The 25,015-nt window shown below is 57.3% G+C and carries 24 protein-coding genes; 16 read left to right on the top strand and 8 right to left on the bottom strand.

Annotated elements, in window-relative coordinates:
• Positions 1-88 precede the first annotated feature (88 nt).
• From N7578_RS02980 to idi, 3 genes are all read right to left on the bottom strand, one after another.
• Positions 89-1,492, bottom strand: a complete 1,404-nt coding sequence (locus N7578_RS02980) for a hypothetical protein (RefSeq protein WP_311108818.1) — start codon at positions 1,490-1,492, stop codon at positions 89-91.
• Between the two features lie 416 nt (positions 1,493-1,908).
• Positions 1,909-5,118 (bottom strand): hypothetical protein, encoded by a 3,210-nt coding sequence (locus N7578_RS02975; protein WP_311108817.1) that lies wholly within the window; start codon positions 5,116-5,118, stop codon positions 1,909-1,911.
• Between the two features lie 765 nt (positions 5,119-5,883).
• Positions 5,884-6,429: an isopentenyl-diphosphate Delta-isomerase gene (gene idi / locus N7578_RS02970; RefSeq protein ID WP_311108816.1), complete on the bottom strand. Its 546-nt coding sequence runs from the start codon at positions 6,427-6,429 to the stop codon at positions 5,884-5,886.
• A 334-nt stretch (positions 6,430-6,763) separates the two neighbouring features.
• Here idi and pqqA point away from each other — a divergent pair, with 334 nt between their 5' ends.
• Genes pqqA through pqqE form a run of 5 tightly spaced genes read left to right on the top strand, consistent with a single transcriptional unit; the run spans position 6,764 to position 10,019 of the window.
• The gene (gene pqqA, locus N7578_RS02965) at positions 6,764-6,859 is read left to right on the top strand and encodes a pyrroloquinoline quinone precursor peptide PqqA (protein ID WP_206828940.1); all 96 of its coding nucleotides are present in this window, start codon (positions 6,764-6,766) and stop codon (positions 6,857-6,859) included.
• Positions 6,860-6,879: 20 nt separating this feature from the next.
• Entirely contained in the window at positions 6,880-7,785 is a 906-nt protein-coding gene (gene pqqB / locus N7578_RS02960; protein ID WP_311108815.1) for a pyrroloquinoline quinone biosynthesis protein PqqB, read from the top strand.
• Entirely contained in the window at positions 7,757-8,581 is an 825-nt protein-coding gene (gene pqqC, locus N7578_RS02955; RefSeq protein ID WP_422646660.1) for a pyrroloquinoline-quinone synthase PqqC, read from the top strand. The genes pqqB and pqqC overlap by 29 nt, the downstream gene beginning before the upstream one ends.
• Positions 8,578-8,877, top strand: a complete 300-nt coding sequence (gene pqqD, locus N7578_RS02950; protein WP_311108814.1) for a pyrroloquinoline quinone biosynthesis peptide chaperone PqqD — start codon at positions 8,578-8,580, stop codon at positions 8,875-8,877. Before pqqC ends, pqqD begins: the two co-directional genes overlap by 4 nt.
• The gene (gene pqqE, locus N7578_RS02945; RefSeq protein ID WP_311108813.1) at positions 8,874-10,019 is read left to right on the top strand and encodes a pyrroloquinoline quinone biosynthesis protein PqqE; all 1,146 of its coding nucleotides are present in this window, start codon (positions 8,874-8,876) and stop codon (positions 10,017-10,019) included. Before pqqD ends, pqqE begins: the two co-directional genes overlap by 4 nt.
• Positions 10,020-10,970: 951 nt before the next feature.
• Here pqqE and N7578_RS02940 read toward each other — a convergent pair.
• On the bottom strand, positions 10,971-11,849 hold the full coding sequence (locus N7578_RS02940; RefSeq protein ID WP_422646659.1) for a helix-turn-helix domain-containing protein: 879 nt from the start codon (positions 11,847-11,849) through the stop codon (positions 10,971-10,973).
• A gap of 113 nt (positions 11,850-11,962) precedes the next feature.
• Here N7578_RS02940 and pobA point away from each other — a divergent pair, with 113 nt between their 5' ends.
• The 6 genes from pobA to N7578_RS02910 all read left to right on the top strand — a co-directional run bounded on the left by pobA (position 11,963) and on the right by N7578_RS02910 (position 17,830).
• The gene (pobA, locus tag N7578_RS02935) at positions 11,963-13,135 is read left to right on the top strand and encodes a 4-hydroxybenzoate 3-monooxygenase (RefSeq protein WP_311108812.1); all 1,173 of its coding nucleotides are present in this window, start codon (positions 11,963-11,965) and stop codon (positions 13,133-13,135) included.
• Between the two features lie 104 nt (positions 13,136-13,239).
• A complete protein-coding gene (locus N7578_RS02930; RefSeq protein WP_311108811.1) occupies positions 13,240-14,412 on the top strand; it encodes an ABC transporter substrate-binding protein in 1,173 nt (390 codons plus the stop codon).
• A 62-nt stretch (positions 14,413-14,474) separates the two neighbouring features.
• Positions 14,475-15,338, top strand: a complete 864-nt coding sequence (locus N7578_RS02925; protein WP_311108810.1) for a branched-chain amino acid ABC transporter permease — start codon at positions 14,475-14,477, stop codon at positions 15,336-15,338.
• A complete protein-coding gene (locus tag N7578_RS02920; RefSeq protein WP_311108809.1) occupies positions 15,335-16,372 on the top strand; it encodes a branched-chain amino acid ABC transporter permease in 1,038 nt (345 codons plus the stop codon). The genes N7578_RS02925 and N7578_RS02920 overlap by 4 nt, the downstream gene beginning before the upstream one ends.
• Positions 16,369-17,133: an ABC transporter ATP-binding protein gene (locus N7578_RS02915; protein ID WP_311108808.1), complete on the top strand. Its 765-nt coding sequence runs from the start codon at positions 16,369-16,371 to the stop codon at positions 17,131-17,133. The genes N7578_RS02920 and N7578_RS02915 overlap by 4 nt, the downstream gene beginning before the upstream one ends.
• A complete protein-coding gene (locus N7578_RS02910; protein ID WP_311108807.1) occupies positions 17,114-17,830 on the top strand; it encodes an ABC transporter ATP-binding protein in 717 nt (238 codons plus the stop codon). Before N7578_RS02915 ends, N7578_RS02910 begins: the two co-directional genes overlap by 20 nt.
• A gap of 49 nt (positions 17,831-17,879) precedes the next feature.
• Here the strand turns inward: N7578_RS02910 and pcaF are convergent, their stop codons facing one another.
• From pcaF to N7578_RS02895, 3 genes are read right to left on the bottom strand one after another with little or no spacing between them, the layout of a single operon-like run.
• Positions 17,880-19,085 carry a 3-oxoadipyl-CoA thiolase gene (pcaF, locus tag N7578_RS02905; protein ID WP_311108806.1) on the bottom strand — a complete coding sequence of 402 codons (1,206 nt, stop codon included), beginning with the start codon at positions 19,083-19,085 and terminating at the stop codon, positions 17,880-17,882.
• 12 nt (positions 19,086-19,097) lie between these two features.
• Positions 19,098-19,787 carry a CoA transferase subunit B gene (locus N7578_RS02900; protein ID WP_311108805.1) on the bottom strand — a complete coding sequence of 230 codons (690 nt, stop codon included), beginning with the start codon at positions 19,785-19,787 and terminating at the stop codon, positions 19,098-19,100.
• The gene (locus N7578_RS02895) at positions 19,784-20,491 is read right to left on the bottom strand and encodes a 3-oxoacid CoA-transferase subunit A (protein WP_311108804.1); all 708 of its coding nucleotides are present in this window, start codon (positions 20,489-20,491) and stop codon (positions 19,784-19,786) included. The genes N7578_RS02900 and N7578_RS02895 overlap by 4 nt, the downstream gene beginning before the upstream one ends.
• Before the next feature lie 123 nt (positions 20,492-20,614).
• On the opposite strand from N7578_RS02895, the gene N7578_RS02890 reads away from it, so the two are divergent.
• Positions 20,615-21,376, top strand: coding sequence for an IclR family transcriptional regulator domain-containing protein (locus N7578_RS02890; protein WP_311108803.1), 762 nt, complete (start codon positions 20,615-20,617; stop codon positions 21,374-21,376).
• Between the two features lie 19 nt (positions 21,377-21,395).
• Here N7578_RS02890 and pcaQ read toward each other — a convergent pair whose 3' ends face one another.
• Positions 21,396-22,319, bottom strand: coding sequence for a pca operon transcription factor PcaQ (pcaQ, locus tag N7578_RS02885; protein ID WP_311108802.1), 924 nt, complete (start codon positions 22,317-22,319; stop codon positions 21,396-21,398).
• A gap of 92 nt (positions 22,320-22,411) precedes the next feature.
• Between pcaQ and pcaD the strand changes: the two genes are divergently transcribed.
• Genes pcaD through pcaG form a run of 4 tightly spaced genes read left to right on the top strand, consistent with a single transcriptional unit; the run spans position 22,412 to position 24,994 of the window.
• A complete protein-coding gene (gene pcaD, locus N7578_RS02880) occupies positions 22,412-23,224 on the top strand; it encodes a 3-oxoadipate enol-lactonase (protein ID WP_311108801.1) in 813 nt (270 codons plus the stop codon).
• Positions 23,217-23,627, top strand: coding sequence for a 4-carboxymuconolactone decarboxylase (pcaC, locus tag N7578_RS02875; RefSeq protein ID WP_311108800.1), 411 nt, complete (start codon positions 23,217-23,219; stop codon positions 23,625-23,627). Before pcaD ends, pcaC begins: the two co-directional genes overlap by 8 nt.
• A 2-nt stretch (positions 23,628-23,629) precedes the next feature.
• The gene (pcaH, locus tag N7578_RS02870) at positions 23,630-24,379 is read left to right on the top strand and encodes a protocatechuate 3,4-dioxygenase subunit beta (protein WP_311108799.1); all 750 of its coding nucleotides are present in this window, start codon (positions 23,630-23,632) and stop codon (positions 24,377-24,379) included.
• Positions 24,380-24,994, top strand: coding sequence for a protocatechuate 3,4-dioxygenase subunit alpha (pcaG, locus tag N7578_RS02865; protein ID WP_311108798.1), 615 nt, complete (start codon positions 24,380-24,382; stop codon positions 24,992-24,994).
• The last annotated feature ends 21 nt before the right edge of the window (positions 24,995-25,015 follow it).

Raw genomic sequence — 25,015 nt, 5'->3', positions numbered from 1 at the left:
GTCAAACCATCACTTACCAAGTACAAAAAAGGACGGCGCCGAAGCGCCGTCCTCGAGTGTTCTGCGAACAGGTTTCCCCGCCTCGAAGTTACTGAGCGATAGCTGTCTCTTCGTAAGCCGCGATAACAGCGTCGACCAGCGTCTGGCTCATGGCGCCGACCTGAGTGCTGCTGAAGGCGCCGAGCTGCGCATCGGTGAGCTGCAGGACGTCGTCAGAGTTGAGGCCCTTGAGGGCGCCGGTAGCGATGGCTGCGATTTCATCCGTAGCGAAGGTCGCGATGTTGGCGGCGCCGAGTGCATCGATCTGAGCCGAAGACAGAACAGCGATCTGTGCAGAGGTCAGAGCAGTGGCCTGATCGGTCGTCATTGCGGCGAGCTGATCGGACGACAGGCCGGCGATGTGTGCGGTATCGAGACCAGCGATGAGTGCCGTGCCGAGCGTGCTGAACATCGGGCTTGCAATGCTTGCCAGTGTCTTGACTGCGAGAGCATTGAGGTCTGCGGTGTTCAGCGTCGCCAGCTGGTCGGAGGTCAGACCGCCGATGGCCGTCGAGGAGATGGCAGCCAGCTTGTCTGTCGTCAGCAGTGCGAAACCGTCGCTGGAGATCGAGCCGAGCTGGGTGCTGGTGATGCCAGCGATCTGCGTCGAGGTCAGCGTACCAACCTGAGTGGAGCTGAGTTGCGTCAGATCGAGGGCAGCGATCTGCTTGGAGCCCAGTGCACCAACCTGAGCCGCATTCCAGCCGGCCAATTCGTCAGACGAGAGAACGCCAACCTGAGCAGACGTCAGAGCGGCGATCTGCGTGCTGGAGAGGAAGCCAGCGCCGACGCTGTCGAGTTGTGCGAGGTCGGCGGTTTCGAGAGCAGCGATCTGCTTGGCATTCAGCGCACCAACCTTGTCGGAAGAAGCGTTGAAGATCGCCATGTCCTGCGTTTCGAGGCCGGCAATGGCAGTTGCGCTCAAGGAACCAATCTGCGTGGACGTCAGGGCTGCAACAGCTCCATCCGTAAGCGCAGTCACCTGGGTGGAGGTGAGCTTGGCAACCTGCGCCGTCGAAAGCTTGACGACGGACGTGGAAGACAGTTCGTCCATGGACAGCGCGGAAAGCTGCGTGGAGCTCAGAGCCTGAAGCTTGTCGGAGCTCAGGAGATCGATGGCGGTGCTATCAAGACCGGCAATGATATCCGTGGTGAAACCGCTGATCTGCGTGGAGGAGAACGCGCTGATGCCGGCGGTGACCGTGGTGGTCAGAGCGGCCAGCTGCAGCGTGGAAATACCAGCAATCGCACGGCTGGAAAGGCTGGTCAGAGTGGAGGAAAGACCTGCGATGTCGGTGGTTTCGATAGCAGAAACCTGCGCGGAGGAAAGAGCTGCGACCTTTGCGCTATCGAGAGCGGCAATGGAGGCGGAATCAAGGTTCTTGATCGACTGGGTGGAGAGCTTCGACACTTGAGTGGTAGAAAGCATCCCGACGAAGGTGGAGAGCGACATGATGGACCCCTAGCTGAATTGAACGATTGGTAGCAACCGCCGCACCCCGACCAGCGTCATTCCGGATAAGAAGGAAGACGCGCAGTGGTTTCGCCGCTCCCAAGCCCCCTCTCGGATACCGGCAGCAACAAAGATTGGCAGAAGATTAACTTGCTGAAACATGGCTCGTGCGAGCCAGCGCATCGGAATGGCATCATGCATCCAGAGGAATGAACTCTGGTCCCACGCCTGTGAACACGGAAGTTTGGCAGATGGTCTAATCCGCCCGCGTCAGGCCCGAAGCATCCTGCTTACTGAACCTGAACGACTCGCCGCACCCATGAAGATATCTAAGTTACACAAGTAAATTTTGTTTTAACGATTCTACCTCTTCCCATTTCACCTTGATTTATATTTATCGACAGCAGTTGTTTTATTTAAAACTGCTCGTACGCCGCAACAATTGCATCAACCTGCCCTGGCTTGAGAGCCAGAACCTGTTCTGACGTAAATGCGCCAAGTTGCTGCTCGCCAAGACCAGAAAGATGCTCCGATGATAGACCAGCGAGAGCCTTGGTATTGATCGCCGCGATCTCGTCCGTGGTGAAGGTTTTGATGTCCTCCAGGAGCATGGCGGCAATCTGCCCGCTGGACAGCACGCCGATCTGTTCGGAATCGAGGACCTCTATCTGCGCAGAAGAAAGTGCGGCAATCTGGCTGAGTGTCAGCGCTGCAATCTGCGCTGATGTGAGAGCTTCAAGCTGGTTGCTCGACAGCGCCGCGACGGCGGTGGTGGAAAGTCCTTGCAGCGCGCGTGAACCGATGGCAGCGATTTCATCAGGCGTGAAAGTCTGAAGATCCTCGGCTTCCAGACCCGACAGCGCCGCCGACTGCATGGCGGCGATCTGGCCGGAGGTCATGGCGGCAGTCTGTTCCGTGGAAAGAGCGGCAACCTGATCGCTCTTCAGACCACCAAAAAGAGACGTCGGCAAGGAAGCGATCTGACCGGTCGTCAACGCCGTTACATCAAGCCCCGACACCTGGCGCATCGTCAGCGCAGCAAGCTGCTGCGTCGTCATGGCCTGGATCTGAGCCGAAGAAAACGCCGCGAGCTGGTCTGTTCCAAGCCGTCCGATCTGTGCAGTCGTGAGAGCCTGCATCTGGGTGCTGCTCAGGCCAGCGAGCGCTGCCGTGGAGATCCGGCTTACGGAAGCGGCCGTGATAGCTGCAATCTCGTCGGTGGTGAAAGTGGAAACATCTTCTGCTTCCAAACCGGAAAGCGCCGCAGCACCGAGTGCGGCAATCTGATCGCGGGTGAACGCTGCCGTCTGTTCGCTGCTGAGCGCGGCGATCTGGGCGCTGCTGAGGCCTTTGAGTGCGTTGGAGGAGAGCGCAGCCGTTTGTGCCGTCGACAGCAGGGTAAGATCGAAGCCATTGACCTGCACCGCGGTAAGAGCCGCGATCTGCGAGGTATTGAAGGCAGAGATCTGTTCCGACGAAAGGGCCGAAAGCTGGTTCGTGCCAAGCTTCGCCAACTGGGCCGTTGTGAGTGCCTGCACCTGAGCGCTGGTCAACCCGCTGAGGCTGGCTGTGCTAAGGCTGCGTACGCTATTGGTGCTGATGGCAGCGATTTCGTCGGTGGTGAAGGATCGTAGATCCTCAGCCTCGAAACCGGAAACTGCGGTAGCCTTCAGCGCGGCGATCTGACCGCTCGTCAGCGCAGCGGCTTGTTCGCTGCTGAGGCTGGCAACCTGCGCACTCGTCAAGGCGCCGAGGAAGGTGGACGACAAAGCTGCGACCTGCAGCGTGGACAGTGCCGTCAGGTCTGTACCGCGCGCCTGCGCCGCGGAAAGTGCTGTGATCTGGCTGCTGCTCATCGCCTGCAGCTGCTCGGACGAAAGGGCCTCCATCTGGGCCTGACTCAGTCGACCCATCTGCGCCGTCGTCAGCGACTGGATCTGGGCGCTGGACAGTGCGCCGACCGCACCGCTGGAAAGACCCAGCAACGCGGCTGTGCTTATGGCCGCAATGTCGGCCGTGGACAGAGCACCAATGGTGTCAGCGTCCAATCCCGACAGACCGCCAGCCTTGAGCGCATTGATCTGGTTTGAGGTCAGCGCCGCGATCTGCTCGCTTGACATTGCGGCGACCTGCTCGCTCTTCAGCACACCCAGCAGGCCGCTCGACAAAGCGGAGACCTGCGCGGTCGACAGAGCGGAGAAATCAATACCGGAAGACTGGCGTGAGGTAAGCGCACCGATCTGAGCTGTGCTCAGGGCCGCGACCTGGTCAGAAGACAGCGCCTTCAGGAAATCGGTGGACAGCGCCCCAACCTGGACGGTGGTCAGCGCCTGCAATTGCGCGCTGGTCAACGCCGAAATCGTGCCGGACGAGAGACCCCGCAGCGCTACCGAACCGATAGCTGCAATTTCTGCGGTTGTGAATGTCGCGATATCCTCAGCCTCAAGGCCGGACATCGCGGCAGAACCCAGAGCGCCGATCTGATTGACACCCAGTGCCGCGATCTGCTCACTCGACAGGGCCGCGATCTGATCGCTCCTCAGCGCGGATAACAGGCTGTTTGAAAGAGCCGCGAACTGCGCCGTCGACAGGGTCGACGTGTCGATTCCCGCGACGTGCTTCGACGTCAGAACGCTGACCTGAGCGGTCGATAGAGCGGAAATCTGGTCTTCCGACAAATTCGAAAGCTGCGCAGTGGTAAGGGCAGCGATGTGCGCCGTCGACAGGGCCTGAATCTGACTGCTGTTCAAGCGGGAAAGCGCGTCGCTCGCCAAAGCGCGTAATGCAACGGTCGCGATTGCGGCTATTTCGCTTGTCGTGAAGGTGGCCAGATTTTCGGACGTAAGTCCGCGTATGCTGGCGGCGCTGATGACAGCGGCCTGTGTGCTGGTCAGTGCGGTTGCCTGATCCGCGGACAGAGCAGCAACCTGAGTGCTCCTAAGCCCGCTGATCGCGCTGGTGGAAAGTGCTGCCACCTGAGCCGTGGAAAGATAGCCGACATCAAGACCGCCGATCTGGCTGGACTTCAAGGCCGAGATCTGGCTGGTGTTCAAGATGGAGATCTGGGTATCCTGAAGTGCGGCAACCTGTACGCTGCTGAGGCCGGAGATCTGTGCCGGCGTCAGCGCCTGCAACTGGGTGTTCGACAGCGATGCGACGACATCGGTCGCCAAGCCGCTGATGACTTTGCTGCTGATGGACGCAATCTCGTCAGTCGTGAATGTCGCGATATCGTCCGCATCAAGGGCGCGGATTTGGTTCAGCGTGAAATCAGCGATCTGCGTGCCGGTGAAAGCCGCCATTTGCGCCGTGCTGAATGCATCGATCTGCTTGCTGTAGAAGGCAACGACCTGCCCGGTCGTCAGGTTCGATATCTGGTTCGAGGACAGGACAGCCAGCTGGTCGATCGTCAGCCCGGTGATGGCGCTCGCGGAAACGGCGCTCATTTGCTGCGTCGACAGGGCATTGACGTTCGCGGTCGAAATGGCCGCGACCTGTCTTGCGTTCAGCGCATTGATCTGGGTGCTGACAAGCGCTGCGACGTCCTCGGAGGTCCAGACTGCAATCTGGGCAGTGGAAAGAGAACGGATCTGAGTGACGGAGAGGGATGGGATCGTTGTTGTCATAAGCAAATCTTCCAGGCGACGCCGTCATTCACGAAGCGAACCACATCCTTGCCCATTCCAGTTCCAAGCGCGGAGATCACGCGGGGGCTGTCACGACAACCCGGAAGACTGAGCAAAAACACCGAACGTATTGAGAGACATGGCTCGTTTGAGCCCGCGCACTGGAAGGACATCATGCATCCGAAGCGTAACAGCTTCGATTTCCCGCGCCGCACTGAAAAGCTGGCCAGAACATGGCGCACATATCGGCTAGATGCCTCTGCGCATGCCCCCACATCGACTCGTCAGGCTCAATAAGGAACGTAGTTCGACAGGAGTTAACAAATGGTTAACGTCCGTTTACAGTTCTCATGTTGGGAAAGTAAAAAAGCCGGCGAGGCCGCAATTGCGAGTCTAACTCAGGCGACACCACACCCAGCAAGTAATTTTTTCTACACCGTGTGCCGGGATTATTCGTTTTCTCTAATTTTTTCCGTCGCGCCAAGTAGACATTTAAAGTGCTGGCAGTAACCGACCCTTGTGAGCGCCACTTTCAATTGCGTGATTTACGCCAACCCCTGTAAACTCGCAACCACAGGAGTTACAGTGAAATGTCCGCAGCCTGGCGCATGGTAAAAAAGCAATCCTGATACCGCATCAGGAAGTCTAACGCCGCACAGGTTGCAGAAACATGCCATCGGCGACCTTTGGGACCAGAAAGCGCTTCCCCGCGCAAGAAGAGTGGCACCGTCCTTCAGTCCGGCAAATGACGCATCGCCTATGGCACTACCCGGCAGCGACATCAGGATTGCCGAGCGCCTTGCTGGCGGCTTCGACAAATCCTTGATTTATGTACTTCTTGAACCATGGCGCGAGTTGCTGCTCCGGCAGTGCAGGCAGCGTCTCCATCGCAACCCAGTCCACGTCCTGCACTTCTTCCGGGTTAAGGTCGAGCACATATTCCCCGACCCCGACGAAGCCGTGCACGTACTCGTTTTCGATCATGCCGCCGTCAAGATCGGCCCGGTATGAGAAGTCTCCAAAATACACCATGGAAAGACGAAGCCCGAGTTCTTCATGAAGGCGCCGTTCCATGCAGTTGCGCGGGTCTTCGCCGGGTCTGGGGTGAGAGCAGCAGGAGTTCGCCCAGAGACCACCGCAATGGTACTTCGAAAACGCGCGCCTCTGAATCAAAAGGCGACCATCTCTCGAAAACACGAAGCCCGATACCGCGCGGTGGCGCAGTCCTTTCCGGTGGACCTCCAGTTTACGCTCATAGCCGATTTCCTGGTTGTTTTCGTCCACCAGAATAACCAGTTCATCTTTGGTCATGTGTCTCTACTCTAGGAGCAGCGCGGCAGCGAGCAGCGCCAGGATTGCTTTTGGCTCGACGAAGCGCTACCCGCATTCTAGATCGAGTGCATGGCGTTACAAAACCATGCCCCCCGCTCGTCGAATGGATATGCACATCTCTCAGCCTGCCATATCACAACTAAGGACACTCGACATACGGGGCATCACTTCGGCGTGTCATCGGCACAGCTGTCATTGACACTTGTCATTTGTGAGCACATGACGGGTTCGTGAAGACCGGTTCAATCTGTTGACCGGTCCTCATATCTTAGACGAGCGGTTTCGGCCGTTCTTTGAAATAAGGAGTAAGAACATGAAATGGACTGCACCCAAGTTTGTTGAAGTATCGTGCGGTATGGAAATCAACCGCTACGCACCGGCAGACGGCGACGAACCGGTTCTGTTCTAATTGTGAAGGGCACGGGATCTATGACCGGTCTCCGGTTTCTCGTGCTCGGCGCTGCCGCCGGCGGCGGACTGCCACAATGGAACTGCAATTGTTCCAATTGCGCCGCCGCCCGCGACCCCTCCTCGGGACTTTCTGCACAAACGCAGTCATCTCTCGCCATCAGCGTTGATGGTGAGAACTGGGCGATCTTCAATGCGTCGCCCGACATTCGCCAGCAGATCCAGCAGACGCCGCAGCTTCATCCGAAGGCACTTCGACACAGCCCGATCAGGAGCGTCGTCATCACCAATGCCGATGTTGACCATATCGGCGGGCTTCTGACGATCCGCGAAAAGCAGGCTTTCGACCTTTTCTCGACGTCGGCGATCGGAGCAGTCATAGATGCCAATCCGGTGTTCCGGGTACTCGATCCGGCATTTGTTGCGCGCCATGCTATCCGCCTCGACGAGGAATTCTCGCCGCTCGAAGGGCTTGAGGCCCGCATTTTCGCTGTTCCCGGAAAGGTAGCGCTGTTTCTCGAAGAGGGGGAGCCGGAACTTGGCCTCGAAGGCGAGCAGACCATTGGGGTCGAGTTCGTTGCCGGAGGCAAGCGCGCCTATTACATTCCGGGCTGCGCGACGCTGCCGGACTGGCTTTGCGAACGCATCCGCGGCGCAGATCTGGTATTCTTCGATGGCACGGTCTTCACCGATGACGAAATGGTCCGTGCGGGCACGGGCGTCAAGACCGGCCAGAGAATGGGGCATATGCCCATCACGGGCCATGGCGGCAGCCTTGAGGCGCTGTCGAAGCTCGGCATAGGCCGGATGGTCTATGTGCACATCAACAATACGAACCCGATCTGGCGCGATGGCGCAGAGCGGGATGCCATCACCGCCGCCGGTTTCGAGGTCGGCCATGACGGAATGGAGATACACCTTGTCTGACATTCACAAAGCGGCACAGAACAGAGCAGATTTCGAAGCCCGGCTGCGCGCCATCGGCGACGCCCGCTATCACGACAAACACCCTTTCCACGGCATGCTGCATGGTGGTCATTGCACGATTACCCAGGTACGTGCCTGGGTCATCAACCGCTTCTATTACCAGAGCCGCATTCCTCTCAAGGACGCAGCTTTCATGTCGCGTTGCGAGGACGTCGCCATCCGCCGCGCCTGGCGCAAGCGCATCGAAGACCACGATGGCGGCCGCGAGGAAGGTGGCGGCATCCGTCGCTGGCTGAAGCTGGCCGAAGCGGTCGGTCTAGATCCGGACTACGTTGCCTCAAACCGGGGCGTATTGTCTGGAACCCGCTTTGCCTGCGATGCCTATGTGCGTTTTGTGCGCGACATGCCGATGCTGGATGCGGTGGCAGCCTCGCTGACCGAGCTTTTTGCGCCGACCATCCATAAGAACCGTATCGCTGGACTGATCGAGCATTATGCTTTTGCCAATGACGATGCGCTTTCCTACTTCCGCAAGCGTCTCGACGAGGCGCCGGTGGATGTCGCCTTCGGACTCAATTACGTTCTTGATCATGCCGATACGAAGGAAAAGCAGGATGCGGCCGCGGCAGCGTTGACCTTCAAGACCGACGTGCTCTGGGCGCAGCTCGATGCGCTGCATCATGCCTATGTTTCCCCTTCCCTTCTGCCGCCCGGTGGCTGGGACGGCAAGGAAGGTGTCATCGGCGATCTCGACCAGCCGGCACTGAAACAAAACGTCAAGGGAGCGACCGAATGAGTGAGCCCTCCGCAGTCACCGTCACAGCTGCTACCGTTGCCAAACTTGCGCGCGGCGTTCGGCTGCGCGAAGATCCCGTTCGCGGCCAGACGGTTCTGCTGGCGCCCGAGCGAGCGCTGGCGCTCGACGAGATTGCAGTGATGATCGTAAACGCACTGGATGGCGAACGTAGCATCGACACGATCGCGGAAGAATTCTCGGTGAAGTTCGAAGCCCCCAAGGACCAGATCCTCGCCGACATCGTCGCCTTCGTGGACGAGTTCTCCAAACGCCGGATGCTGGAGCTGAAGTCGTGAACGAGCATGTCAGCATTGCGCGCACGAGCGAATGGAACGGGGGACGCATTCGTATCCCCGCGCCAATCGCCATGCTTGCCGAACTGACGCATCGCTGCCCGCTCGCCTGTCCTTATTGTTCGAACCCGCTGGAGCTGGAAGGCGTCAAGAAGGAACTTTCCACCGAGGAATGGATATCGGTATTCCAGCAGGCGGCCGCACTTGGCGTTCTGCACCTGCATCTTTCCGGCGGCGAGCCTGCGGCACGGCGCGATCTGGTGGAACTGACGAGCGCCGCCGCCAAGGCCGGGCTCTATACAAATCTGATCACCTCAGGAATCGGGCTTACCGAAAAGCGCATCGCGGAACTGTCTGACGCCGGTCTTGACCATCTGCAGCTTTCCATCCAGGGCGCGACACCGGCGCTGGCCGACAAGGTGGGCGGTTACAAGGGCGGATACGACCGCAAGATAGCGGTTGCCGAATGGACCCACGCCGCTGGCATTCCGCTTACCGTCAATGCTGTATGCCACAAGCAGAACATGGAGCAGATCGGCGACATGCTCGATCTCGCGATCAAACTCGGAGCACGACGCATAGAGATCGCAACCGTACAGTTCCATGGCTGGGCCGAGAAAAACCGTAAAGCGCTTATGCCGACACGGGAGCAGGTTCTGCGAACAAACGCTTTTGTCGTCGAAGCCCGCAAACGGCTCGAAGGCATCATTGTCATCGACTATGTCCCCGCCGACCATCATTCGACCTATCCGAAAGCCTGCATGGGCGGCTGGGGCCGCACCGGCCTCAACATCACCCCATCCGGCAAGGTCATCCCCTGCCATGCGGCGGAGAGTATCCCGTCGCTGAATTTCGAGACCGTACGGGACATGTCGCTTGCCGACATCTGGTACGAAAGCAACGCTTTCAACGCCTATCGCGGTGACAGCTGGATGCCGGAGCTGTGTCGCAGTTGCGACCGCAAGGCGATCGATTTCGGCGGCTGCCGTTGTCAGGCCATGGCTCTGGCCGGTGACGCATCAGCAACCGATCCCGTATGCACCCGCTCACCGAAGAGAGAACTTCTGGTACAGCAGGCGGAAATTGATGGTGCCGCGACACCACCGGAATTCGTATATCGCGGGCGAGCATCATCTTCCAATTGACTTCGGTTGTGACGTGCCAATGACGCAAGTAATGACAGCGGGAGCCGAGACCTCGGAGGGCAGAGTGATGTCTCTCTTCGGAAACCTGCCTCGGATGAATTTGATGCGCTATGTTCGTCTCGTCCATCATGCGGCAAGATCACGAGTGTAGTCATTTATGCCATATCGCGATTATTGATCATCGTCACATCGCCTATCGCTTACTGGCACGGCACTGCGCATTGCGTCACAGCACACAAATACTCGCAGACGCTACGAGAGTACACCAACAGTTCAAAACATCCCGCGCAACAATAGAATCAATAGTTCAAAGGCTACTCTTGATCTTGTGATATTATTGCGAGATTCCATCCCGGTCCGGCAGTGATGATCAGGAATGTTCAAAAAATCCAACTAAACGTGTCAAAATAACTGCAGACCGCTACCACAGGTGAATTTTCATCAACGCCTTTCCTGAGAGGGAAACGCAGCGATCAAAGGTTGGGTCAAATCGCAATAGGCACACGTAAGACCTACGTTCGCTCGACCTCCACCGACTCTCCACTCTTCCAATCAAAAAGGTCACTATTGAAATTTTGCGCGCCAGGCGACCAGTCCGGAAGACAGCGTTTTCAGCGTACGAACCGGTAGCAGGCCTGCAGGCCAATCACCATAGAATAGCATTCCGACCGGACTTTGCAGGGCTGCACCTGTCGCCGTCGCGGGAGGAACTGAAGCCGCTGGTTTTCATCGGAAAAGATCGAGTTGTTACGCAAAGCCGTCGTCAATGCATGCGCCGCATTGTGCGGACTGATCGGCAACGTCGACGTGCACACTGAATCGTTCGGCGTAAAAGGGCTCCCGTATAAGAAGTGATAAGGCACCCTGGTTCTCTGAGCGCGAGGTTGCGAACATCGCTGCGCTGGGTGAGCGTCATTCTTACTCAGTCAACGCCCCTTCCGCCAGGCAGTATCAGTACTCCACGCGGGCGCGCTCGACAGATCGCCAGCGTTTGGGTGTTTCGCCGGTTTCCCGAAGAAAGAAGCGCGAGAAATATGCTGCATCGCTGAATCCGAGGCGATATGATATTTCCTGTATGGAATTCATTGAGAAAAGAAGTTGCCTCTTCGCTTCTTCAAGGATCTTTCGCTCTATTAATTCGTGTCCTGAACAGCCCAATTGCGAGCGCACGAGACGATTTAAGTGCGTCGGGGATACGCCAATCAGAGCGGCATAAAACGGTAACGACCGCTGCGTCCGAAAATGACGATTGATGTGGCTGATTAAAGCTTTCACCCGTGCATCGGTTGCCGCGTCCGGCAACGGCTCCTCGCCTGGAGCGATGCGCAATAATAAATGCAGCAAAATGGCAATATACGATCTCAGTATTTCATTTCGGCCGGGATTTGGGCGTTCGAACTCAGTCCCAATTCGCCCGAAAATCCGGACGACTTCCTCGGCATCTTGAGTTTGACGAGCAAGATCGATCCTATGGGAGCGCGCAAGCCACTGGCCGAGTTCACTTCGATCTCCTGGACCATGGTCAAGATGAGATGAAAGGATGGTAATCACCGATCCGATGATGTCCTTGGAGAACCGGAAACCATGGCTAACCCCCGGAGGAATGGTGACGACCTTGTTTGGCCCAAGTACCAAAGTCTCGTCGCCGATGATGACATCGCCGTTTCCAGCTGCAACATGCAGGATCTGAAAAAACGCCGTATGGCGATGAGGCTGGATTTCCCAGTCGTGTTGACTGCTCCTCGCATGAATTGTCTCATGATGCAGCCAGAAACCTGGCTCGCCGATATCCGACTCTCCATACAGGGCGTAGGTGGGAATCCGCTGCACAACGACTATTCCTGATTGATGTTCCAAAAGTCCAATTAAAAGAACAGAGCATCTCTTTTTTGGCAACTCGCAATCATGAAATATGCAAATATCAATTTCGTTGGGAGGCGCGATTGCGAACACAGGTCGTCGTTATTGGTGCAGGACCATCAGGCCTGTTGCTTGGTCAGCTTCTAACTGAAGCGGGAATTGACAATATCATCCTTGATCGAGTTGCCAGGGAATATATTCTCGGTCGCGTCCGTGCTGGTGTACTTGAGGAAGGTACCGTCAATCTTCTGAATCTTGCCGGCGTCGGCGAACGTATGGCTTCCGAAGGGTTGCCTCATGATGGGTTTGATCTTGCATTCGACGGCAGAGATCACCGGATCGATCTTTACGGATTGACTGGCGGAAAACGGGTAATGGTCTACGGCCAGACCGAAGTGACGCGCGACCTTATGGACGCTCGTGAAAAAAGCGGTGCGACGACGATATATGAAGTTGAAAATGTCCAGCCGCACGATTTCTCGGGATCGTCTCCTTATGTCACCTATCAGAAAGATGGAGTGACACATCGCATCGACTGCGATTTCATCGCGGGCTGTGACGGCTTTCATGGAGCCAGCCGTAAAGCCGTCTCCGGGTCGGCGATCAGCCTGTACGAAAAAGTCTATCCGTTTGGCTGGCTCGGCATTCTTGCAGACGTGCAGCCCGTAAGCCACGAACTTGTATATGCCAATCATCCCCGTGGCTTTGCTCTCTGTTCGATGCGATCCGCGACCCGAAGCCGCTACTACATCCAGTGTTCTCTCGATCAGCGTCCAGAGGACTGGAGCGACGATAGGTTCTGGGACGAATTGCGTCGGCGGCTTCCGCCTTCTCACGCAGAGGCGCTGGTCACTGCTCCGTCATTCGAAAAATCGATTGCGCCACTGCGTTCCTTCGTTGCGGAACCTATGCGCTTCGGCCGTATGTTCCTTGTCGGGGATGCTGCTCACATCGTCCCCCCCACCGGAGCGAAGGGATTGAATCTCGCTGCCAGCGATGTGCACTATCTCTTTGACGGGCTTCGCGGCTACTATCAGGAGCGATCCACCGCAGGAATAGATTGCTATTCGCAGCGAGCACTCGCACGGGTATGGAAAGCAGTGCGCTTTTCATGGTGGATGACCACGATGTTGCATCGCTTTCCCGACACCGGCGAGTTCGATCAGAAAATTCAGGAAGCGGAACTCGACTACCTGACCCACTCTCGAGCTGCCTCGACGGCTTTAGCCGAGAACTACGTGGGCTTGCCGTTTTAAGAAAAGTTCGCAACACGCGGGAACGTGTTGCAGCAGATCACATGATTGAAGCCGGTGCACAATATGTTGGAGGTGTGCACCATGTTTAACTGGGAGGAATGAACATGAAAAAGGCTGCACTTACCGCGCTTGCGGTGTTGGCATTGTCTGGAACTGCATTTGCTGACGTCATAAAGGTCGGCGTCGTTGGCCCCTTCTCTGGCCCGTTCGCCCTTCAGGGCAAGAACTTCAAGGCCGGGATAGACGCCTATATCGCTTTGCATGGCAATACTGTTGGCGACGATACCATCGAGATCGTCTACCGTGATATTCCTGCCGCAGACCCGGCCCAGGCCAAAGCCCTCGGGCAGGAACTGATCGTCAAGGAAAAGGTCCAGTTTCTAGCCGGCTTTTACTTTACCCCCGATGCGATGGCCGTTACACCGATCCTCAAGCAGGGCAACGTGCCGATGGTCATCATGAACGCTGCGACATCGGCGATCGTGAAAACCAGTCCACTGGTGGTTCGCACCTCGTTTACGACCTGGCAGACCTCTACCCCGATCGCCCAGGTGGCCGCTGATGCTGGCGTAAAGAAGATCATTTCGGTTGTCAGCGATTATGGCCCGGGCGTCGATGCAGAGAACGCGTTCAAGGCGGCTTTCGAGAAGACAGGAGGACAGGTTGTCGAAGCCATTCGAATGCCGCTTTCGACCAATGATTTCAGTCCGATCATGCAGCGTATAAAAGATTCAGGCGCCGAAGGCGTTTTCGCCTTCCTGCCATCCGGGCCAACAACGCTCGGTTTCGTCAAGGCATTCAATGACAACGGCCTCAAGGCCGCCGGCACCAAGTTCTATGCACCGGGAGACCTGACACAGGAATCAGACCTGCCGGCGCTGGGCGATGCCGCCCTCGGAATTCAGACCACGTTCCATTATTCCGTTTCTCACGATTCGCCCGAGAACAAGGCTTTTGTCGAGGCGGCGACCAAGGCGATCGGCAACAAGGCGGAACTCTCCTTCCCCTCTGTCGGCGCTTATGACGGCATGCACGTCATTTACAAGATGATCGAGGCGACTGGCGGCGTGCGGGATGCCCAGAAAGCGGTCGATGCGGTCAAGGGCCTGAGTTGGATCAGCCCGCGCGGGCCTGTGTCCATCGATGCCGAAAGCCGCCACATCACGCAGAACATCTATCTGCGCGAAGTGGCCAAGGATGCGGATGGCACGTACTTCAACAAGGAAGTTAAAACCTTCGAGAAGCAAGGCGATCCGGGTCTGGCCGCTGCCAAGTAAATAATGCATGCTCTGTAACGAGGCAGGCCTGCATGGCCTGCCACTTTTCAACGGAATATTTGATGCAGACAGTCTTTAGCATAGCTGTCGACGCACTTGCCTATGGCATGGTGTTGTTCGTCATATCCATCGGTCTTTCGGTGACTATGGGCCTGATGCGCGTTGTAAACCTGGCGCATGGAGGCTTCGCGATGATCGGAGGCTACATAGCATCTTACGTCGCGCGGGATCTGGGAATGGGATACGCGTTCGCGATCATTGCCGCGGTCATATTCACTATCCTGATCGCGATCCCAATCGAGCGCCTCCTCTACCGTCGGATATATGGCCAGCCCGAACTCACCCAGGTACTGATGACCATCGGCATCACGTTCTGCATCATTGGCATAGCCAATTTCACAATGGGCCCGACTCTCAAGACCATTCCACTCGCTCCCGCACTACAGGGCTCGGCGGACATTGGCTTTCGCACCATACCAGTTCATCGTCTTTTCGCGATCGTCTGCGGCGTCGTCGTGGCGCTCGGCCTCTGGTACGCGATCGAGAAGACGAATTTCGGAATCAAGCTTCGTGCATCGGTCGATAATTCCGCCATGGCTGCGGCGCTGGGTGTACGGACAGAGATCGTCTATGCTGTCAGCTTTGCCGCAGCCGTTGGACTCGCAGCGTTGGGCGGCGTCGTAGGCGCCGAGTTTCTGCCGGTGGAACCATATTATGCGCTTCGCTATATGGTGACGTTCCTCGTGGTCGTGTCTGTCGGTGGAGCGGGATCCATTCCCGGTGCGCTCGCCGCCTGTCTCCTTCTCGGGGCCATCGATACCACCGGCAGATATCTAATGCCCGAATTCGGGGAGTTTTTCTTCTATCTCGCGGTTATAGCAGTCATATGCATCTTTCCCCGCGGTCTTGCAGGACGAGCGAAATGAGTGGGGATATCAATGTGACTGTTACCGACACCAACAACCGGAAAACAAGGCATCCCAAGGCGGGTTTCCTTAAGCGCGACCTGATTGGCGTTGCCGCCATCATTATTGTCGCGGCCATCGGGTACTTTCTTTTTCCGGACAATCTCGCTCTGCTGACCCGCATCCTTGCGATCGCGTTGCTGGTCCTGTCGCTTGACCTTGTGACAGGTTACTGCGGTGTCGCAACGCTCGGTCAGGCAGCGTTGTACGGCGCGGGTGCCTACGCAGCGGGAATTCTGTCGGCGCGCTACGGGATAGCCGATCCCCTGCTGATGACATTTGGAGGCATCGCGGCCGGGGCCGTTGCCGGTCTACTGTGTTCGGTCGTGATGCTCCGCGCGCATGGTCTTCCACAGCTCGTGTTATCGATCGCGCTGGTCTATTTGTTCCATGAGTTCGCGAATAAAGCATCCTCATGGACCGGCGGCAGCGACGGTCTATCGGGCATCATGCTTGATCCCCTGTTTGGCACCTTCGAGTTCGATCTTTTCGGGCATACTGCGTATTTCTTCGGGGTCGCACTCCTCCTGCTGACATTCATCCTGCTGCGTATCCTTGTCCGGTCGCCCTTTGGCATGCTGTGTCGCGGGATCAAGGAAGACCCGGTCAGGGTCAAGGCACTTGGCGCCTCTCCTCACCGGGCACTGATCAAGATGTACGTCATATCTGGTGCAGTCGCCGGAGCAGGCGGAGCACTGAGCGCCATTTCAACCCAGGTCGTGGCGCTGGACTCACTGTCCTTCACGCAATCTGCCGAAGCACTTGTCATGCTCGTTGTGGGAGGAACAGGGTCGCTCTTCGGTGCTCTGGCCGGGACTGTCATATTCATGCTCTTCGAAGATTTCGTTTCGGCAGCAAACCCCTTCCACTGGTTGACGATGGTCGGCGCGCTTCTCATCGCCGTTGTGCTCTTTGCACCCAAAGGCATCTACGGAACGATCGAGGATGCTTACGCCAGAAGACGAAACAGACATGACGGGGAGTCCCAGGCATGAGCGCCGTGTTCGAGGTCATCAATTTGAAAAAAGCCTTCGGAGGCCTTGTCGTTACGAACGACGTCTCGCTCTCCATGCAGCCGGGTGATCGGGTTGCCCTGATAGGCCCCAACGGAGCGGGTAAGACAACTTTCGTGAATCTGGTTACGGGCGCCCTTAAGCCAAGTTCAGGCGAGGTGCGGCTTTCCAATGAAACCGTGACCAAAATCAATCCTGCTGGCAGGGTTCAACGCGGTCTTGTTCGCTCGTTTCAAGTAACCCGACTTTTCCAGGACATGACGCCAGCCGAACATGTTGGCCTGGCAGTGCTTCAGAGAACGGGAAGGGCTGGCCGTCTGATCGGCAATTTCCTGAGCCATCCGGACGTTATGCTCGAAGTCGACGAGTTGCTGGAAAAGCTTGGCCTTGCGTCTCTGGCACATCGAAAGGTTCGCGAGATCGCCTACGGCCAGCAACGTCTGCTTGAGCTGGCAATCGCGTTGGCATTGAAGCCAAGCGTCCTCTTGCTGGATGAGCCGGCTGCCGGCGTCCCGCAGAGTGATACAGGTCGCATCGAGGAAGCCCTTGCTGATTTGCCACCAGACCTCGCCGTTCTGATGATCGAACACGACATGGATCTTGTATTCAGGTTTGCCAAGCGCGTCGTTGTACTTGCTGCCGGAACGATAATTTTCGACGGCCTTCCGTCCGACGTCACCAAGGATGCTCGCGTTCGCGAGGCTTATCTCGGGAGCTATGCCAATGCCAGCCACAACGCTTAACGTCCAGAACCTGTCGGCAGGGTACGGTCCTACCCGCATTCTCGAATCGATCTCGTTTTCCGTGTCTGCAGGTCGTCGTCTCGCTGTCCTTGGCCGAAACGGAATGGGTAAAACGACGCTGTTTGCAACGCTCGCAGGCCAGACAAGGCGTTATGACGGGAAAATATTACTGGGAAATACAGACATCAGCTCCGCACCCAGCGCTGCGCGCGCTCATGCCGGGCTCGGTTATGTACCACAGACGCGGGACGTCTTTCCTAGTCTCGATGTCGAGGAAAATCTCACCGTTGGCCTGAAGAGCCGAAAAAAGGATGCAATCGAGGAAGCCTATGCGATGTTTCCACGATTGAAGGAGCGGCGGCGAAACCTCGGCAGTCAACTCTCCGGCGGAGAGCAGCAAATGCTGACCACTGCGCGTACCATTCTGGGCAGGCCGTCTGTTCTGCTTCTTGACGAACCACTCGAAGGCCTGGCGCCAGTCATCTGTGAGGAACTGATGGCGGCCTTCTCAGAACTGGCAGCCTCTGGCGACATGACGATCCTCCTGGTCGAACAGCGGATACAGAGCGCGCTCGATTTCGCGGATGAAGTCATTGTCCTCGAGCGTGGCCGCGTGGCGTGGACAGGAACCCCTGCAGCACTTTCTAAAGACAGGGACGCGGTGGAACGTCTGTTAGGCGTTGGTGGCCTCAACTGAGGCCACCCCCCAAACCGAAACAATCTACCAGTTGAGTTGGAACACGGCGTCAAACCCGCTCCAACGCGATGGCAATACCCTGCCCTACGCCGATGCACATTGTGGCAAGCGCGTGCTTTCCTGCACCCGAAGCAAGCTCCAGAGCTGCCGTTCCGGCAATTCGGGCACCGGACATTCCCAGGGGATGACCGAGCGCGATCGCGCCCCCATTCGGATTGACACGAGGATCGTCATCGGCAATGCCCAGCTCTCGCAACGTCGCCAGCCCCTGGGACGCAAACGCCTCATTGAGTTCGACCACGTCGAAGCGATCCTGCGTCAGACCAAGCCTCGCCATCAGTTTCTGGGAGGCCGGCGCCGGACCGATCCCCATGACGCGTGGCGGCACACCGGCAGTCGCGCCACCGAGAATGCGCGCGATTGGCGTCAGTCCGTATTTTCTGGCAGCCGCTTCAGATGCAATGACCAGAGCTGCCGCGCCATCGTTGACGCCAGAGGCATTACCGGCAGTCACCGTGCCGCCCTCCTTCTTGAAAGGCGTGCCAAGTTTGGCGAGCGCCTCTATCGTGGTCGTACGGGGATGCTCGTCCCTCGTCACGGTAACGGCGTCGCCCTTGCGCTGCGGAATGACGACCGGAGTGATTTCCCGCGCCAGGCGCCCGTTTTCCTGGGCAGCAGCAGCTTTTGCCTGGCTGCGAAGCGCGAAGACATCCTGATCTTCCCGTGAAATACCGTAGTCGGCGGCAACATTCTCACCTGTTTCCGGCATGGAATCGACACCGTATTGCTTCTTCATCAGCGGGTTGATGAAACGCCAGCCGATTGTCGTATCGTAGATCTCGGCGTTGCGCGAAAAAGCAGTGTCCGCCTTGGGCATGACAAAAGGGGCGCGGCTCATGCTTTCGACGCCGCCTGCAATCATCAGCTCCGCCTCGTCCGACCGGATGGCGCGGGCAGCGGCGATAACGGCGTCCATACCTGAGCCACACAGTCGATTCATGGTCGTACCCGTCACCGAAACCGGCAATCCTGCAAGGAGGAGCGACATGCGAGCGACATTTCGATTGTCTTCACCCGCCTGGTTAGCGCAACCATAGATCACATCGTCGACGGCTTCCCAGTCGATGTCGGCATTTCGCTCGACAAGCGCCTTGAGCGGCACCGCCCCAAGGTCGTCCGCCCGAACAGAAGACAACGAGCCGCCGAAGCGACCGATCGGTGTCCGGATATAATCACAGATAAAGGCTTCAGCCATTGGGGAGACTCCTTACAATTCAGGAACGATGAGATCCACAACCGGCTCACGGACCAGAAGCGGGGCGCCGGTTATGGCCTGCAAATCATCGATGCTCATGGCCGGAAGTTTTTCGCGCAGAACGAAGCGTCCGTCCGCGACGTCGATAACGGCATGGCTGGTGTAGATACGGGTTACGCAGGCGACGCCGGTCAGCGGGAAAGTGCATTTTTCCACCAGCTTCGGATCGCCATTCTTGGTGACATGCTCGGTAATGACGAAGACTTGGCGCGCACCATGCACCAGATCCATTGCGCCGCCCACGGCCGGTACGCCCTTGGAGCCGACCCGCCAGTTGGCAAGATCTCCGTTTTGCGCTACCTGCAGCGCGCCCAGAATTGCAACATCAAGATGGCCGCCGCGCACCATGGCGAAACTGTCTGCATGATGAAAGAAGGCAGCACCAGGCTTCAAAGTCACCGCTTTCTTGCCAGCATTGATCAGGTCCCAGTCCTCTTCCCCTGCCCGCGGCGCCTCGCCGAAATCCAGAATCCCGTTCTCCGTATGAAAGATAGCCTCGCGGCCAGGAGGCTGATAGCGAGCGACCATTTCAGGAAAGCCGATGCCCAGATTGACGTAGGCACCGTCAAAGATGTCCTGAGCGGCACGCCAGGCAATCTGTGCGTTGGTGAGTTTGATATCTTCGTGCGCGATGGTGGTCATGCGTAGGTCACTCCGGCTCGAATGAGTTCCTCTTCCTGTTGCGGCTGCGACACCTCGATAAGGCGGTCGACAAAAATCCCGGGCGTTACGACATGTTCGGGGTCAATCTGCCCGGGCGCAACAATCTTCGATACCTGAACGATTGTCTCGGTGGCGGCCATGCACATCAATGGATTGAAGTTGCGTGCCGCCTTATTGTAGGTCAGGTTGCCATGGCGATCGCCGAGGTGAGCCTTGATAAGAGCAAAGTCGGCCTTGAGCCAACGCTCCTGCACGTATTGCTTTCCGTCGAACTCGCCGATCGGCTTGCCGTCGGCAAGCTCGGTGCCATAGGCTGTCGGCGTGTAAAAGGCTGGAATTCCGGCGCCGCCGGCGCGAATGCGTTCCGCGAGTGTTCCCTGCGGAACCAACTCGAGCTCGATTTCACCGGCAAGGTATCTGTCAGTAAAAGCCCGCGGATCAGACGATTTCGGAAATGAGCAGATCATCTTGCGGACCATGCCCGCGTCGATCATGGCGGCAATTCCGATCCGGCCATTTCCGGCATTGTTGTTGATGACGGTGAGATTTTTCGGTCCTTTATCGATCAAAGCGTGAATAAGCTCAATCGGCGCACCGGATCCGCCGAAGCCGCCGATCATCACTGTCGCTCCATCATCGATCCCCGATACAGCCTCTGCAAGGCTGGGGTTCGTCTTGTCCATCCGCTACCTCCTGAAGATGTGGACTTCGCCTGCCAGCTTTTTAATGCGCTCGCCACTCGCCCTCAATCGTTTTGTGCGATATAGATTATTTGTTACATTATCGCACAAATTTGAGGTGACGATTTGAGCATCAAGCAAAACGACATGATGGGGGGACTGGCCAAGGGTCTGCGCGTCATCGAGGCTTTTACGGCCGAAACGCCGCGTTTGAGCATTTCCGAAGCGGCCGAGATTGCAGGCCTGGACCGGGCGACAACCCGCCGCTGTCTCCTGACGCTCGCCGAACACGGTTACTGCGCCTATGACGGTAAGTTCTTCACGGTCACCCCGCGCGTACTTCGGCTCGGCACGGGATGCCTGGCCTCCATGCCATTGCCCCGGATCGTCCAGCCTTGGCTTGACCAATTGTCTGAACGGGTCGGCCAGAGCACATCCGTGGCCATCCTCGACGGCGCGGAAATCGTCTATGTCGCGAGGGCAGCACAGCGAAAGGTCATGTCGATCGCCCTGATGCCGGGATCCCGACTTCCGGCCTATTGTACCTCCATGGGACGCATCATGCTGGCGACACTTCCCGAGCAAAAGGCGCGAGAGCTTCTGGAAAGCCACCCCATTCAAGCCAGAACCATGCACACGCTCACCGATGTGGACGCGATCATGTCGGAACTCCGGCTTGTTCAAATCCAAGGTTACGCGGCAGTCGACCAGGAGGTAGAACTGGGTCTTCGATCACTGGCGGTGCCTGTCAAAAATGCGCGCGGTCTGGTGATCGCAGCCCTCAATATCGGTCTGGCAACGTCACCGGAGCCGATAGCTGACGTCGTGGAGGCATATCTTCCCGCGCTCCGGCAAGTCAGCCGGGAACTGCAAGGGGTTCTTTCCTGAAATACGTCTGAGCGACAAACTAGATAAGAACGCGTAAAGCCGCTGCCTCGCGTATGGTCTGCATCAGAAGAGACATCGCGATGGAAGGAACGGCATCTGTCCGCATCGTCAGCCCTACCGGTCCCTGAGTGTCACTCGTGTCGATGTCCAGAATATGAAGCCGTCCGGCCTCGACGTCGCGGATCACGACCCCTGCGGATATGATCCAGATTGCGTCGCTGGCAGACACAAAGGCACGACCGAATGAATCCGAAACGGTTTCGATCTGGGTCGGCAGGCTGGAAATCCCGTTGGTGATGAGAAGCTGATCGACGAATGGTCGTATGATCGACGACGCTGTGGGCATCAGGATCGGGTAATCGCCAAGCTCGGAGAACGGCGAACGGCGTGATGTCAGGAGTGGATGCCCATCACGGACAGCAAACACCACACGTTCCGAATAGAGGTGTTCAAAAAGAAAACCTACCATCTTGTCCGCACCTGCCAGTCGCCCGACGACGAGATCCAGTTCTCCGAACCGCAGTTGTTCCAGAAGCACCGCATTTTCTCCCGTCACAATCTTGATGCGGCTCCAGGCTCCTTCTTTCAGAAAAAGGTTCACTGCGTGCGGCATGATGTGGCTTGCAACGGTGGGCAGGGCGCCCACCCGCAATAAGGGCGCCTCTCCAATGCGCTCTTGAGACACGGAATCGAGCCCCTGCCTGAGAGCCGCCACAGCGGCACCGGCATGTCTCAGAAAGGCTTCGCCATATCGCGTGATCCGGATGCCGCGCCCGTCACGCTCCACAAGGGCAACACCAAGCGTATCCTCAAGTTCCCGGATCGTTTTGGTGACTGCAGGCTGGCTGATATTGAGAAAGCCGGCGGCCTTCACCACACTCTTGTGGCGCGCTACCTCCATGAAGGCCTGAAGATGACGAAACTTTACCCTCGATGTGTTCATCCAACGATAACCAAACGGATATGAAAATCGATCAATAAGTCATTTTACCTAACCGTCTCAATATACCAAGATAGCCGTGGGAGAAATTTTCAATGCAATTTGCACGTATCAACGACGTCACAATCCATTACCAGGTGATAGGCGGCCCGGCTGACAAGCCGGTCATCGTTTTCGCCAATTCCCTCGGCACGGATTTCCGCATCTGGCGTGATGTCATCGTGCGGCTTGCTGGCGATTTCCCGATCGTGCTCTATGACAAACGTGGTCATGGTCTGTCCGACGTCGGTAAAACGCCATATTCTGTCGAAGATCATGCGGCTGATCTCGCAGGCCTTCTGGACCTGCTCAATGTCACCAACGCGATCATCTGCGGTCTCTCCGTTGGCGGACTTATTGCCCAGGCCATCTACAAGACCCGACCAGATCTCGTGAAAGCTCTCATACTCTGCGACACGGCAAGCAAGATCGGAACCGAGGCGATGTGGGACACCCGTATTTCCACTGTTGAGAAGAACGGATTGGCAAGCATCATAGATGCGGTGATGGAGCGATGGTTCACAGAGAGCTTCCGTAATCCGCAGAACATCGCATATCACGGGTACCGCAACATGCTGGAGCGCCAGCCAAGCGAAGGTTATACCGCGACCTGCGCCGCCATCCGCGATGCCGACTATACCGAAGCGGCAACACGGATCGCCGTTCCGACCCTCTGCATCGTTGGAGATCAGGATGGCTCGACTCCGCCAGACCTCGTCAAGGCGACGGCAGACCGCATATCTGACGCCCGCTTCGAGATCATCAAGGATGCCGGTCACATTCCCTGCGTCGAGCAACCCGAGACAATGACCCATTTGATCAGGTCATTTGTAGGCACCGTCATTAGTGGAGAAAAACGCCATGACTGAAGCTGAGACAGATCGATACCGCGCTGGCATGGTTACACGCCGCGCCGTGCTGGGTAACGAGCATGTCGATCGGGCATCCGCAGCCTCGACGGAATTCGACAAGCCGTTCCAGTCGCTGATTACAGAAGCCGCATGGGGGCATGTATGGTCGCGTCCCAACTTCACCAAGCGTGAACGCTCGATCGTTACGATAGCGCTTCTGGCTGCACTCGGTCAGGACGACGAAGTGGCCATGCATGTGCGCGCAACCGCCAATACCGGCGCTTCCCGCGAAGATGTTCGAGAGGCTCTGCTGCATGTTGCCATTTATGCCGGTGTGCCGGCTGCAAATCATGCCATCAAGATAGCCAAGCGTGTCTATGACCAGATGGATAGCGAACAGACATCGAGGGAGGAGACCTAGGGATGTCCGAGAATTCAAATTTGAAACCCGAGACCGGAGCATTTTTCGCGCGTGATCGCGACTGGCACTCGCCAGCCTTCACACCGGGATACAAGACGTCGATACTACGCTCGCCCCAGCGCGCTCTGTTGTCGCTCGATGGTACGATTTCCGAGATTACCGGGCCGGTTTTTGGCCATTCAATGATCGGCGAACTCGACAATGACCTGATCTACAACTACGCCAGACCAGGTGAAAGCGCCATCGGCGAACGCATTATCGTCCACGGCCGGGTCCTGGACGAACGAGGCAGACCCGTTCGCGGTGCTCTGGTCGAGTTCTGGCAGGCCAACGCAGGAGGCCGATACCGGCACAAGAAGGAAAGCTACCTGGCCGCGGTCGACCCCAATTTCGGTGGTTGCGGTCGTGCCATAACCGACGACGACGGGCGCTATGCCTTCCGCACGATCAAGCCCGGCCCTTATCCATGGCCGAACGGCGTCAATGACTGGCGCCCCGCCCACATTCACTTCTCGGTTTTCGGCCACGGATTTGTGCAGCGGCTCATCACCCAGATGTATTTCGAGGGCGACCCGATGATCTGGAAATGTCCGATCGTCAACACGATACCGGACCGGACTGCGATCGAGCAACTGATTGCTCCGCTTGACTGGGGCCAGACAATTCCCATGGATGCCCTCGCCTACAAGTTCGATATTATCCTGCGCGGGCGCAGATCGACACTTTTTGAAAACCGGCTGGAGGGCAACTAAATGGTCCAGGAGCTTTACAGGCTAAAGGAAACGCCGTCACAGACTGCAGGACCCTATGTCCACATCGGACTGGCCCCGAATTTCTGCGACATCACGGGCGTCTATGAGAGTGATCTTGGCACTTCCATGGTCAATGGAGAGACACTTGGTGAACGCATCACAATTCGCGGGCGCATCTTCGACGGCAGCGACGCCCTGGTCCGGGACGCAATTGTTGAAATCTGGCAGGCCGACAGCGTCGGACTATATAACAGTCCCTCGGAGATGCGGGGTACCGCTGATCCCAATTTTACAGGTTGGGGCCGGTGTCCGACCCGTAGTGAAGATGGCTACTTCCAGTTCGAAACCGTGAAACCCGGCAAGGTTCCGTTCAAAGATGGCCGCTGGATGGCACCGCATGTCACACTCTGGATTGTTGCCCGCGGTATCAATATCGGCCTGCACACGAGGATCTACTTCTCCGACGAGGCAGAGGCGAATTCCACGGATCCGCTTCTGCTGCGTATCGAGCATCGTGAGCGGGTAGAGACGATGATCGCGAAGCGAGATGGCAGCATCTATTCGCTCGATATCTATCTTCAGGGTCCGAAAGAGACAGTCTTCCTGGATATCTGAGTTCGTCGACACATCGCCTAC

This window comes from Agrobacterium tumefaciens (genome assembly GCF_031801495.1).
Taxonomy (GTDB): Bacteria; Pseudomonadota; Alphaproteobacteria; order Rhizobiales; family Rhizobiaceae; genus Agrobacterium; species Agrobacterium tumefaciens_K.
This window is presented reverse-complemented; position numbering and strand designations above follow the sequence as displayed.

Coding starts and splice junctions, on each gene's coding strand:
- N7578_RS02975 (WP_311108817.1), bottom strand. CDS start 5,118: ATGACAACAACGATCCCATCCCTCTCCGTCACTCAGATCCGTTCTCTT.
- N7578_RS02915 (WP_311108808.1), top strand. CDS start 16,369: ATGAGCGCCGTGTTCGAGGTCATCAATTTGAAAAAAGCCTTCGGAGGC.
- pqqD (WP_311108814.1), top strand. CDS start 8,578: ATGAGTGAGCCCTCCGCAGTCACCGTCACAGCTGCTACCGTTGCCAAA.
- pcaH (WP_311108799.1), top strand. CDS start 23,630: ATGTCCGAGAATTCAAATTTGAAACCCGAGACCGGAGCATTTTTCGCG.
- pcaQ (WP_311108802.1), bottom strand. CDS start 22,319: ATGAACACATCGAGGGTAAAGTTTCGTCATCTTCAGGCCTTCATGGAG.
- N7578_RS02925 (WP_311108810.1), top strand. CDS start 14,475: ATGCAGACAGTCTTTAGCATAGCTGTCGACGCACTTGCCTATGGCATG.
- pcaF (WP_311108806.1), bottom strand. CDS start 19,085: ATGGCTGAAGCCTTTATCTGTGATTATATCCGGACACCGATCGGTCGC.
- pqqB (WP_311108815.1), top strand. CDS start 6,880: ATGACCGGTCTCCGGTTTCTCGTGCTCGGCGCTGCCGCCGGCGGCGGA.
- pcaC (WP_311108800.1), top strand. CDS start 23,217: ATGACTGAAGCTGAGACAGATCGATACCGCGCTGGCATGGTTACACGC.
- N7578_RS02930 (WP_311108811.1), top strand. CDS start 13,240: ATGAAAAAGGCTGCACTTACCGCGCTTGCGGTGTTGGCATTGTCTGGA.
- pqqC (WP_422646660.1), top strand. CDS start 7,757: ATGACGGAATGGAGATACACCTTGTCTGACATTCACAAAGCGGCACAG.
- pcaD (WP_311108801.1), top strand. CDS start 22,412: ATGCAATTTGCACGTATCAACGACGTCACAATCCATTACCAGGTGATA.
- N7578_RS02980 (WP_311108818.1), bottom strand. CDS start 1,492: ATGTCGCTCTCCACCTTCGTCGGGATGCTTTCTACCACTCAAGTGTCG.
- N7578_RS02920 (WP_311108809.1), top strand. CDS start 15,335: ATGAGTGGGGATATCAATGTGACTGTTACCGACACCAACAACCGGAAA.
- N7578_RS02895 (WP_311108804.1), bottom strand. CDS start 20,491: ATGGACAAGACGAACCCCAGCCTTGCAGAGGCTGTATCGGGGATCGAT.
- idi (WP_311108816.1), bottom strand. CDS start 6,429: ATGACCAAAGATGAACTGGTTATTCTGGTGGACGAAAACAACCAGGAA.
- N7578_RS02900 (WP_311108805.1), bottom strand. CDS start 19,787: ATGACCACCATCGCGCACGAAGATATCAAACTCACCAACGCACAGATT.
- N7578_RS02910 (WP_311108807.1), top strand. CDS start 17,114: ATGCCAGCCACAACGCTTAACGTCCAGAACCTGTCGGCAGGGTACGGT.
- pqqA (WP_206828940.1), top strand. CDS start 6,764: ATGAAATGGACTGCACCCAAGTTTGTTGAAGTATCGTGCGGTATGGAA.
- pcaG (WP_311108798.1), top strand. CDS start 24,380: ATGGTCCAGGAGCTTTACAGGCTAAAGGAAACGCCGTCACAGACTGCA.